This window comes from Actinoplanes oryzae (assembly GCF_030757795.1).
GTDB lineage: Bacteria > Actinomycetota > Actinomycetes > Mycobacteriales > Micromonosporaceae > Actinoplanes.
Map to the genome: position 1 here is coordinate 1 of NZ_JAUQWH010000235.1, position 10,940 is coordinate 10,940.

Annotated in this window: 12 protein-coding genes; 6 read left to right on the plus strand and 6 right to left on the minus strand. The window is 73.7% G+C overall.

Annotated elements, in window-relative coordinates; all coding sequences use genetic code 11:
* Nucleotides 1-173: Clp protease N-terminal domain-containing protein (locus RBH18_RS40685; protein WP_306215866.1), on the minus strand; the 173-nt coding region annotated here is incomplete at its 3' end.
* A 201-nt stretch (nt 174-374) separates the two neighbouring features.
* Between RBH18_RS40685 and RBH18_RS40690 the strand changes: the two genes are divergently transcribed.
* Nucleotides 375-1,235: a hypothetical protein gene (locus RBH18_RS40690; protein WP_306215855.1), complete on the plus strand. Its 861-nt coding sequence runs from the start codon at nt 375-377 to the stop codon at nt 1,233-1,235.
* A gap of 118 nt (nt 1,236-1,353) precedes the next feature.
* Here RBH18_RS40690 and RBH18_RS40695 read toward each other — a convergent pair whose 3' ends face one another.
* Nucleotides 1,354-1,797: a hypothetical protein gene (locus RBH18_RS40695; RefSeq protein ID WP_306215856.1), complete on the minus strand. Its 444-nt coding sequence runs from the start codon at nt 1,795-1,797 to the stop codon at nt 1,354-1,356.
* A gap of 121 nt (nt 1,798-1,918) precedes the next feature.
* On the opposite strand from RBH18_RS40695, the gene RBH18_RS40700 reads away from it, so the two are divergent.
* Entirely contained in the window at nt 1,919-3,172 is a 1,254-nt protein-coding gene (locus tag RBH18_RS40700; RefSeq protein WP_306215857.1) for a family 2B encapsulin nanocompartment shell protein, read from the plus strand.
* Here the strand turns inward: RBH18_RS40700 and pyrF are convergent.
* Nucleotides 3,162-3,857, minus strand: coding sequence for an orotidine-5'-phosphate decarboxylase (pyrF, locus tag RBH18_RS40705; RefSeq protein ID WP_306215858.1), 696 nt, complete (start codon nt 3,855-3,857; stop codon nt 3,162-3,164). The genes RBH18_RS40700 and pyrF overlap by 11 nt on opposite strands.
* The gene (pip, locus tag RBH18_RS40710) at nt 3,844-4,818 is read right to left on the minus strand and encodes a prolyl aminopeptidase (RefSeq protein WP_306215859.1); all 975 of its coding nucleotides are present in this window, start codon (nt 4,816-4,818) and stop codon (nt 3,844-3,846) included. Before pip ends, pyrF begins: the two co-directional genes overlap by 14 nt.
* A 40-nt stretch (nt 4,819-4,858) precedes the next feature.
* On the opposite strand from pip, the gene RBH18_RS40715 reads away from it, so the two are divergent.
* Both RBH18_RS40715 and RBH18_RS40720 read left to right on the plus strand, forming a co-directional pair.
* Nucleotides 4,859-5,902 carry an NAD(P)-dependent alcohol dehydrogenase gene (locus tag RBH18_RS40715; RefSeq protein ID WP_306215860.1) on the plus strand — a complete coding sequence of 348 codons (1,044 nt, stop codon included), beginning with the start codon at nt 4,859-4,861 and terminating at the stop codon, nt 5,900-5,902.
* Nucleotides 5,903-6,290: 388 nt separating this feature from the next.
* Nucleotides 6,291-6,593: a hypothetical protein gene (locus tag RBH18_RS40720; protein WP_306215861.1), complete on the plus strand. Its 303-nt coding sequence runs from the start codon at nt 6,291-6,293 to the stop codon at nt 6,591-6,593.
* A 246-nt stretch (nt 6,594-6,839) separates the two neighbouring features.
* On the opposite strand, the gene RBH18_RS40725 is transcribed toward RBH18_RS40720, so the two are convergent.
* Together RBH18_RS40725 and RBH18_RS40730 are read right to left on the minus strand one after the other, a co-directional pair.
* On the minus strand, nt 6,840-7,931 hold the full coding sequence (locus tag RBH18_RS40725) for a saccharopine dehydrogenase NADP-binding domain-containing protein (protein ID WP_306215862.1): 1,092 nt from the start codon (nt 7,929-7,931) through the stop codon (nt 6,840-6,842).
* An 81-nt stretch (nt 7,932-8,012) separates the two neighbouring features.
* On the minus strand, nt 8,013-8,519 hold the full coding sequence (locus RBH18_RS40730; RefSeq protein ID WP_306215863.1) for a DUF3455 domain-containing protein: 507 nt from the start codon (nt 8,517-8,519) through the stop codon (nt 8,013-8,015).
* Between the two features lie 112 nt (nt 8,520-8,631).
* On the opposite strand from RBH18_RS40730, the gene RBH18_RS40735 reads away from it, so the two are divergent.
* Nucleotides 8,632-10,305, plus strand: coding sequence for a long-chain-fatty-acid--CoA ligase (locus tag RBH18_RS40735; protein WP_306215864.1), 1,674 nt, complete (start codon nt 8,632-8,634; stop codon nt 10,303-10,305).
* An 85-nt stretch (nt 10,306-10,390) separates the two neighbouring features.
* Nucleotides 10,391-10,906 (plus strand): RNA polymerase sigma factor, encoded by a 516-nt coding sequence (locus RBH18_RS40740; RefSeq protein WP_306215865.1) that lies wholly within the window; start codon nt 10,391-10,393, stop codon nt 10,904-10,906.
* Nucleotides 10,907-10,940 lie beyond the last annotated feature (34 nt).

The following is a 10,940-nucleotide window of genomic DNA, read 5'->3' on the forward strand; positions in this document are numbered from 1 at the left end:
GCCTCCAGGGAGATGCCCAGGCTCTCGAGGGCCTTGGCGGCGACGCCCTCGCCCTCGTGGATCAGGCCCAGCAGGATGTGCTCCGTGCCGATGTAGTTGTGGTTGAGCATCCGGGCCTCTTCCTGGGCCAGGACGACAACACGACGGGCTCGGTCGGTGAACCGTTCGAACACAGCACTCACGTCCTTGCGGCAGGGCCCCACGCGCCCCGCCCGTCAGACGCACGCCATCGTGCGGCGGAACGGGTGCGCTGAGTCAGAGCCTCTTGGCGTCTGGCGAGGCCCGCGTGGGTGGCCTCGCTACGCTCGTGCAGGCGCGGCTGCGATGACCAGGCTACAACGATCTCGACCTAGGATGAGGGCGGGAGGATCACGATGACCGGAGACCAGCGCCACCGATCCGTGCCCGATCGCGCCCGCAAGCGACGCGTCCGGGCGCTCGCGGCCCGCCTCGGCGTGGCCTATTCCGTCGCTGCGCGCCTGCTCGCGGGCCAGACGCCGGCGCGTGCGCCGCGCCGTGCGCCGCTCTTCCCGATCGGCGACGACGAGCACCGCGCGTGGATGTTCGCTGAACGCGAACACCGCAGTTTTCACTCCCGGGTGCGCGACACGCAGCTCGCCGCGGAGCTGCCGCTGGGCCGCGGCGAGCACCTGGCGGTGCGCTTCCCGCCGCTGCGCCTGCCGGCCGGTCAAGGGGCGCTCTACCAGGGCGAGAGCCGGGCGACGGTGCTGGCGATGCTCTACGCGGTCGTGGCGCACGAGACGCCCGGGCTGCTGCCGCCGGCCGAGGAGCTGTCGTGGGTGGCCGAGCTGGGCGAGGAGGCGGCCGTCGACATCACGTGCGTCGCGCTCGACCGCGCTGCCCGGGGGCTGCTCGACGAGGAGCGCTGGCGGCTGTGGGCCCGGGTGGAGGCGGCGCTGACCGCGATGGAGGGCAGCGCCGAGCGGCCGGTGCGGGACGCGGCGATCGCGCTCGGCCGGGAGCTGCGGTCGACGAGCCTGCGCGGCTCGCTGGAGGGCGCGCGGCACGTGCTCGACGCGCTGCTCGTCGAGGCCTGGGAGTGTCTCCCCCCGGGGGCCGACATCCAGGTGCGGGAGCAGCCCGGCACGGTGGTCGGCGTGCGCTGGGCGCAGGACGGCCCGCCCACGGGGTACGAGGTCCGCTTCCCCGGCGATCCCGGCGTGCACGTGATCCCGATGGAAGACCTCTCGTCGTCGCCGGAGCCCGTGGGCTGAGCGGGAAGTCGTCCGAATCCGTGGCCTGAGCCGGGAGCCGCGCGAACCCGGGGCCGAGCTGGGAGTCGCCGCATCCGGTGCCCGAAGCCGTGGGCTGAGCTGGGAGTGTCCGGAGGGTCTAGGCGGGCAGCAGGGCGGGGCGCGTCGCGGTGCTCAGGCTGCGCAGGGCGCGCACGATCTCGTCGACCACGGGCGCCGGGGCGTCCGGGATCAGGCCCAGCCTGCGTACGCCGGCGAGCCACTCCGGGCGTACGTCCTCGGCGCCGGCCAGCTCCGCCAGGTCCAGCACGTAGTCGCAGTCGCTGACGTCGGTGGTGATCTCGCGCGGGCCCGCCACCCGGCACCAGGCCTCGATGGCGCGCACGGCGGCGACCTCGTCGGTGCACTTCACGGCGAGCACGACGGGCTCGGTCACCGACAGGAAGCCGGGGTCGTCGGCCACCGGCACCCGCACGGGCCGCAGGCCGAGGCGGCTGAGCGTCCCGGTGATCAGGGGCGCCGCGGGGGAGGGGATCCCGCCGGGCAGGCTGTCGGCGACCAGCGCCTTCCGGGTGATTGTCATGAATCCGAGCGTAAGGACGTTTACGCCACGAAGTGCCCCGAATGATCAAATAAGCGACAAAATACGCGACGGCCGCGATACAACATCGGGGTCAACCGGATCTTCAGGAACGGGGCCAGTCGTGGCGAGTCCAGTATGCGAGGCCGATCAGCAGCCCGGCGCGGCCGCGTTCGAGCCGGTTCCGGAGACGACGTCGCGGTGGTTGCTGCGCAAGCTGCCGTGGGCGCAGACGACCGGGGGCACGTACCGGGTGCATCGGCGCACCCTGCACCAGCCGGCGGCGGGCCGGCTGGCCGTCACCAACGTCGGCAGCGAGGTGGCGGTCCTGCCCGCCTCCCTGCGCCAGATCCCCGTGCTCGGCTTCGTCGAGCACGACGAGGCCCTGCGCGCGGTCGCCGCCCGCTTCGAGCAGCGCGACTACCGGCCCGGCGAGGTCATCGCCGAGTCCGGCGCGAAGGCCGACCATCTGTACGTCGTCGCGCACGGCCAGGTGACGACGACCGGCGGCGGCGCGGTGCTGTCCAGCGGCGAGCACTTCGGCGCCACGACGCTCAGCGAGTGCTGCCAGACCTGGGGCTACACGGCGACGGCCCGGACGGCGGTGACGCTCCTGGCCCTGCCGCGGCCGGTGTTCTACGCGATGGTGCAGCGCAATCAGTCGCTGTTCTCGGCCATGGAGCGCTACCGGGCCCGCTCCCGCCGCACGCAGCAGGAGACGGTGCCCTTCTCCGGCTACGAGGTCGCCGTCCGCGACTACGAGCTGAGCGTCGCCCAGTCGCTGATGCGCGTGCCCCGCGCCGAGGCCCCGGAGCGCTTCGCGCAGCAGCTGCAGGTGGTCGTCGAGACGCTGCGCGAGCGCCAGGAGGACGAGCTGGTCAGCGACCGCCGCTTCGGCCTGCTGCACAACGCCGACCTGCGGCACCGCCTCTGCACCCGCTCCGGCCCGCCCACCCCGGACGACCTCGACGACCTGCTCGCCCTGCGCGAGGAGACCGACGTCCTGCTCGCCCATCCCAAGGCGATCGCCGCCTTCGGCCGCGAGTGCACCAAGCGCGGCGTCCGTCCCGCCCCGATCGTGCTCGACGGCCGCCCCGCCGCCTCCTGGCGCGGCGTCCCGCTCCTGCCCTGCGGCAAGATCCCGATCAGCGACGGCCACACGACCTCGATCCTGGCCCTGCGGACGGGCGAGGAGCGCCGGGGCGTCATCGGCCTGCACCAGACCGGCATCCCGGGCGAGCACCGGTACGGCCTGAGCGTGCGCACCATGGCCGCCACCGCCGACAGCGTGTCGTACCTGGTCAGCGCCTACTATTCGGCCGCCGTCCTGGCCCCCGACGCCCTCGGCGTCCTCGGCCACGTGGAGCTCACCCACTGATCCGCGCGGCGAGGCGGCGCAGCACCGCGCCCGGATCCTCGGCCCGGGTCACCGCGCGCCCGACGACCACATGACTCGCGCCCGCCCGGATCGCGGCCACCGCATCGGCCGGGCGGGCGTGACCGGGCGCGCCGGACGGCGACACGGTCACGCCCGGCGTGACGATGAGCGGCCCGGGGCCCAGCTCCTCCCGGAGGGGCCCGGCGTCCTGCGGCGACGCCACCAGCCCGTGGCAGCCGGCGCGGCGGGCCAGCCGGGCCAGCCGCAGGGTCTGGCCGGCGGGCGTCGCGGCGATGCCCAGCTCGGCCAGGTCGCCCGCGGTCATGCTGGTGACCACGGTCAGCGCGAGCACCCGCAGCCCGGGGAACTCCGCGGCGGCGTCCACCGCGGCCCGCATGATGCCCGTCCCGCCGCTCGCGTGGACGGTGACCATGTCCGCCCCGAGCCGGCCCGCCGCCCGCACCGCGCCGGCCACCGAGCTGGGGATCTCGAACAGCTTCAGGTCCAGGAAGACCCCGTGACCCGCGGCCGCCAGCCGCGCCGCCGGCTCCGGTCCGGCGCTGGTGAGCAGTTCCAGCCCGATCTTGTACGCCCGCCCGGCCGGCCCGATCCGCTTGACGACCGCCTCGGCCGCCGCCCCGGACGGCAGGTCGAGGGCGACGATGATGCGCTCAGCGGCGTCCATCGCCCGCCCCGGCGAAGCGGTCCGTGGCGGTGATCAGGGCGTCGAGGATGCCCGGCTCGTCGAAGACGTGGCCCGCGTCCTCGATCAGGTGGAACTCGGCGCCCGGCAGGGCCCGGTGCAGGTCCCACGCGGTGACGGCCGGGGTGCACAGGTCGTGGCGGCCCTGGACGATCACCGTGGGGATGCCCGCGAGCCTCGGGGCGTCGGCGATCAGCTGTTGCTCGGTGAACCAGCCGCCGTGGCGGAAGAAGTGGTTCTCGATGCGGGCGAACGCCGTCGCGTACCGGGGGTCGGCGGCCTTGTCGAGCAGCTCCTGGCGCGGGGTCAGGGTGATCGCGCGGTTCTCCCAGGTGGTCCAGGCGATCGCGGCGGGCTGGTGCACTGCCGGGTCCGGGTCGGCGAGCACCTTCGCGTACGCCTCGATGTAGCTGCCTCCCGCGGGCACGGTGACCGCGGCCGCGTAGCTCTCCCACGCGTCCGGCAGCAGGTTCGCGGCCGGACCCTCGTAGAACCAGTGCAGCTCGCTCGGGCGCAGGGTGAAGATGCCCCGCAGGACCAGCTCGGTGACCCGCTCCGGATGGGTCTCGGCGTACGCGAGGGAGAGCCCCGAACCCCACGAGCCGCCGAAGACCTGCCAGCGCTCGACGCCCAGGTGGGCGCGGAGCCGCTCGATGTCGGCGACCAGGTGCCAGGTCGTGTTGGCGCTCAGGTCGGCGTGCGCGTCGCCGGCGTGCGGCAGGCTGCGGCCGCACATCCGCTGGTCGAACAGCACGATGCGGTAGCGCTCCGGGTCGAAGAGGCGGCGGTGCTTCGGCGACGTGCCGGCACCCGGGCCGCCGTGCAGGAAGACGACCGGCTTGCCGCCGGGGTTGCCGCTCTCCTCCCAGTAGATCGAGTGCCCGTCGCCGACGTCGAGCATGCCGGTGGCCCGCGGGGCCAGCTCCGGATAGAGATCGCGCATCCGGCCACTCTAGGGCGGGATGCCGTGATAGCCAGGAGGCATGCGCGCTGTACGGGTCACCCAGTGGAAGCACGAACCGGAGCTCGTGGAGATCGAGGCACCCGAGCCGGGGCCCGGCCAGGTGGTGATCAAGGTCGGGGGCGCCGGGGCGTGCCACTCGGACCTGCACGTCACCCAGGCGGATCCCACGCCGGGCTGGCATCCGCCGTTCACGCTCGGGCACGAGACGGCCGGCTGGGTGCACCAGCTCGGCGAGGGCGTCGACAGTCTCGCCGTCGGGCAGGGCGTCGCCGTCTACGGCCCGTGGGGCTGCGGGACGTGCGAGCGCTGCCGGCTGGGCGCCGAGACGTACTGCGAGAACAACGAGCGGGCCCCGGTCAGCCACGGCGGCGCGGGGCTGGGCGCGGACGGCGGGATCGCGGACTACATGCTGGTGCCGGATCCGCGGCTGCTGGTGCCGCTGCCGCCCGGCCTGGATCCCGTACGGGCGGCGCCGCTGACCGACGCGGGCCTGACCCCGTACCACGCGATCCGCCGGTCCCGCGCGAAGCTGCTGCCCGGCACCTGGGCCGTGGTGATCGGCGTCGGGGGTCTCGGGCACATCGCCGTGCAGATCCTCAAGGCGATCACGTCGGCGAAGGTGATCGCCGTGGACAGCAAGCCGGAGGCGCTGAGGCTGGCGGAGGAGTGCGGCGCCGACGCGGTCGTCCCGGCCGGGGACGCCGCGGCGGGCGAGATCCGCAAGCTGACCCCGGGCGGCCGCGGCGCCGACCTGGTCGTGGACTTCGTGGGCGCCGCCGGCACCGTGGAGCTGGGCATGACGGTCGCCCGGCCGCTGGGCGACGTGACGATCGTGGGCATCGCGAACGGCACCTTCGCGTGGTCGTTCTTCGGCGTCCCGTACGAGGCCGGTCTCGCCACGACCTACTGGGGCACGATCCCGGAGCTGGCCGAGGTGCTCGAGCTCGGCGCCGCCGGTCTGGTCCGGCCGAAGATCACGCAGTTCCCGATCGAGGAGGCGCCGGCCGTCTACCGCCGCCTCGACCAGGGCGAAATCGAGGGCCGCGCCGTCTTCGTCCCCTGATCCGGCGGGCGGCTGTCCGGGCGGCGGCTCAACGCGCGGCTTCCGGGGCTGTGGTCGGGCGCGCGGCTGTCATGGCCGCGGTCCGGCGCGTGGCTGTCGAGGCCGGCGGGACGCGCGGCTGCCCGGAATGTCCCGCTTGAATGCGATTCCGGGAATGGCGGGCGCCATTCGGAGAAATGAATTGTGCTCAGTCAACGGGTGCGGCCGGGTAACTTGCGAATCACTCGCAAGGGTTTCGATAAATGATCCCTAAAGGCGTGTCAACGGTCTGAGTCGTACGCCACTTTCCCGTTCTTATTTGTTTTCAGCACGGCGGCCCGGGTAGTTTTCCGGTGCGGCCGCAAGAAAGACCAACCGCTCTTGCCGGAACTGACCAACGGAGGAAAGAATGCGCAACGTCTCTCGTGTCCTCGCCGGGCTCGCCGTCGCGGGCATCGCATCTCTCGGCAGCCTGACCCTCGCCGGGCCGGCCTCCGCCGGGGGCAGCGGCGGCAGCCTCGTGGATGTGACCGTGCAGGACGTCCTCACGGGCAACGAGGTCAACGTGCTGAACGACGTGCAGATCCCGGTCGCCGCGGCCCTGTGCGGCCTGAACGTCGAGGTCCTCACCTCGGCCCTGGTCGACAACAACCAGGCCGAGTGCAAGGCGCTCAGCGTGGCCGGCCAGAAGCAGGCCTGGGTCAAGAAGTAATCAGCGGTCTCGTGGCCGGCACGGAGTGCACCGACTCCGTGCCGGCCCTTTTTCCGTCCCATTCCGCGCGGTTCTGCATCGTGCATTTCCGGTCACCGGGACGCGAGGGAAAGTACCCGCGGATCTGCATCTTGCATTTCCGGTCGCCGGGACGCGGGGGAAGGTGCCCGCGGATCTGCATCTTGCATTTCCGGTCACCGGGACGCGGGAGAAAGTGCCCGCGGATCTGCATCTTGCATTTGCTGGTCAGCGGGACGCGGGTGACAATGCCGCGGGAAGAAAGGCGGCGCCGGCGTCCGTGGCGAGTTCCGCGCCGAACGCCCGCGCCGGCGTCCAGGCCCCGGCCGGGCCGTCGCCGGCGGCGAGCCGGGCGGCGACGGCGGCGGTCACCGCGGCGGTGAAGTCCATGGCGTCGCCGGTGCGCAGCCAGCCCTCCGCCCGGCTCCCGTCGGCCCAGCGCAGCACGGCGTGCCCCCACGAGTGCGGCCGCGGCCGGGGTGCCGCCTTGATCGGGATCCCCGCGAGGCGCCGCACGGTGAACCGCCGGACCGCCGCGATCCCCATCAGCGCGGTCGCGGCCGGCAGCAGCGCCCGTGCGACCGGTGTCGTGGGCGCCAGGCCCGAGGTGGCCACCACGGACGGCGCCTGCGTGGCGAGCCGGGCGGCGATCAGCTCGCCGACCGGCATGGACGCGGAGCTCGCGCTGGTGCCGTCGGGCAGGCTCAGGTGCCGTACGGTCCGCGCCAGCCGCTCCCGCCCGAGCTCCCCGTCGCGGTAGCGGCGCCCGCCGGTGGCCAGCACGTCGACCGTCGTCCGGGCGTACGCGGATCCCAGGGCGCCCGCCTCGAGTGCCACCGAGCCCAGCGCGTCGACCTCGACGGCGGCCGGGGTGTCCCGGCCCTGTCCCAGCCGCACGACCAGCGCCTCCGTGGCGAGCACCCCGAAACCGGCGCCCGTCACGAGCGTGCTGCCCGCCGCAACCGCCTCGTCGTGCAGCGCCAGCAGCCGGGGCAGCGCGACGATGTCGTTGGCGAGGTCGACGTAGTGACCGCCCGGCAGGCACGCCCGCGCGATCGTGGCGGCCGTCTCCGCGTACCCGCCGAGGGTGTTGACCACCACCGCGGGCCGCGCCTGCCGGATCTCGCGCGCGGCCGCGGCGTGGTCGGCGGCGACCAGCGTGCGGGCCGGCCCGGGCAGCCCGGCCGCGACCTCGCCGAGCCGCTCGGAATCCCGCCCGACCAGCACGAGATCCCGGCCGCCGGGCGCGGGATCCGGTGCGGCCAGCAGGGCCGCGACGGCCCGCCCGATCCGGCCGGTCGCGCCCAGAACGAAGATCATGTCGCCTCCAGTGATGGCATCGCGTGTCGTCGCCGCGACCATAGCACGGTGATGACATCGCATGTCGTCACAAAGGGGCGGTCAGTTGCCCCAGAAGATGTAGTTGGCGTTGTACTTGACGCTGGTCTTCTCGCCGTCGGTGCAGGCCGTGGCCGGCGCGACGCCGCCGAAGGTGTTCATCCGCTGGATGTGGGTGACGCCGCTGAGCATCCCCTGCCCGGCGTGCGTCTTGACCTCCAGCAGCAGCTCCGGGATGGCGCCGGGCACCGGCGAGGTGGCCACGGGAGCCGCCGTGATCAGCGAGCCGTCGGACTCCGACTGCCAGCTCGGGCCGCCGAAGTGGTGGATCTTGCGGTTGGCGCCGTCGAACAGCTGCGCCTCGGGCACCGACGAGCCGGTGAACTTGCCGCCGGTGCAGGTGTAGGTCTGGGTGCCGGTGCCGACCACGAACTGGCCGAGGATCTTCAGGCCGGCGGGCGGCTGCAGCGGGGAGCTCTCCGCGGCGGAGGCCTGGTAGGTGACGGCCGAGGCGGCGACCGCGACCACGGCGGCACCGGCGACGGCGATTTTTCTCTTGAGAGTGGACATGCCGGGTACTACGCGAGCCGGGGCGCCGCCGATCGGCGCCGGACCGCACGGGCACCGAACCCTTCCTGAAAGGGCGCGATAGCCTGCGAGGACACGCGACGGAGGAGAGTGCATGGCGGACGAGCGACGGTGGCTGGCGGCCTATCCCGACGGGGTGCCGGCGGACATCGCCGAGCCGGAGCAGCCCCTGACCGCGAACCTCGACGGCGCGGTGGCCCGCTTCCCGGACCGGGTCGCCCTCGACTTCCTGGGCGCCTCCACCACGTACGCGCAGCTGGGCGACCAGGTCGCGCGGGCCGCGCGGGCCCTGCACGACGCCGGGGTGCGCCCCGGCGACCGGGTCGCGCTGATCCTGCCGAACTGCCCGCAGCACGTCGTCGCGTTCTACGCCGTCCTGCGGCTCGGGGCGATCGCGGTCGAGCACAACCCGCTCTACACCGCCGAGGAGCTCGCCCACCAGCTCGCCGACCACGGCGCCCGGGTGGCGATCTGCTGGGAGAAGGTCGCCGGCACGATCGCCGCCCTCAAGACGCAGGTCGAGACGCTGATCGCCGTCGACCTGACCGCCGCGCTGCCGCCGCTCAAGCGGCTCGCGCTCAAGCTGCCGCTGCCGCCGGCCCGCAAGACCCGCGCCGAGATGCGCGGACCGGTGCCGGTCGGCGCCCTGCGCTGGGAGCAGCTGGTCGCCGGCGCGGCGCCGCTGGAGCCCGGGGCGGCCGGCCCGGGCGTGGACGACGTCGCGCTGCTGCAGTACACCGGCGGCACCAGCGGCACGCCGAAGGGCGCGATCCTGACGCACCGCAACCTCGCCGCGAACGCCGAGCAGAGCCGGGTCTGGGTGCCCGGGCTGCGCGAGGGCGGCGAGACCTTCTACGCGGTGCTCCCGTTCTTCCACGCGTACGGGCTGACGCTGTGCCTCACCACGGCGATCCGCATCGGGGCGACGATCGTCCTGCTGCCGCGCTTCGACCCGGGCATGGTGCTCGACGCGGTGAAGCGGCACCCGCCGACGTTCTTCCCGGGCGTGCCGCCGATGTACGACCGGCTGGCCCGCGCGGCCCGCGAGCGCGGCGTGGACCTGAGCAGCGTCCGGTACGCCATCAGCGGCGCGATGCCGTTGCGCCCCGAGACGGTGGAGTCGTGGGAGTCGCTGACCGGCGGGCTGCTGATCGAGGGCTACGGCATGACCGAGACGTCGCCGATCACGGTCGGCAACCCGATCTCGCCGGGGCGCCGGGTGGGCTCGATCGGGATTCCGTACCCCTCGACCTGGGTCCGCATCGCCGACCGCGAGGATCCGGCGGTGGACGTGCCGCCGGGCTCGCCGGGGGAGCTGCTGATCCGGGGGCCGCAGGTCTTCTCCGGCTACTGGAACATGCCCGAGGAGACGGCGGCGGTGCTGCTGCCCGGCGGGTGGATCCGGACCGGCGACGTCGCGGTGCAGGACGAGGCCGGCTTCCTGACCATCGTGGACCGGATGAAGGAGCTGATCCTCAGCGGCGGCTTCAACGTCTATCCGTCCGAGGTCGAGGACGTGCTGCGGGGGCACCCCGAGGTGGCGGACGTGGCCGTGGTCGGGCTGCCGTCGGAGCGTACGGGGGAGGAGGTCGTCGCCGTCGTCGTGCCGGCCGAGGGGGCGTCGCCGGATCCCGCCGCCCTGCAGGCGTGGGCCCGCGAGCGCCTGTCGGGATACAAGGCGCCGCGCCGCGTCGAGCTCGCCACCGATCTTCCGCGCAGCCAGATCGGCAAGATCCTGCGCCGCGAGGTCCGCGACAGCCTGCTGTAGAAATTTCTCCGCCGAGCCGGCGAGATCACGCCGGCGCCGGACATGTCCCCGGCGACAGGACGAGTTCGGTTCGAGCGGAGGTGGCATGGACGAGGAGCATTTCAACGCACTCTTCGCCGCGCAGTTCCCGGACGTGTGGCGGTTCGCCCGCCGGCGGACGGTTTCCGGGTCCGACGCGGACGACGTGACGGCGGAGACCTTCGCCGTGGCGTGGCGGCGCCGGGCGAGCATCCCGGTGCCGGACGCCCGGCTGTGGCTGTTCGGGGTGGCCCGCAACGTGCTGGCCAACCACCGGCGCGAGGGGCAGCGGCGCGAGCGCCTGCACCTGCGGCTGGTCAGCACCGATGCCCCGGCCGCCGTCGAGCCGCCGGGCACGCACGACGAGCTGTGGGCGGCGCTGGCCGCGCTCGGCGAGGACGACCGGGAGCTGCTGCTGATGCGGGCCTGGGACGGCCTGAGCGCCGGCGAGATCGCCACCGTGCTGGGCGTGCCCGCCGCGACCGTGTCGTCGCGGCTCTACAAGGCCCGCGCGAAGCTCGACCGCGAGCTGCAGCACCGCACCGGAGAACCGGCACTGGACGAGGGGAGACGCCATGCCTGACGACCTGTACGAGACCCTGCGGGTGCTGGATCCG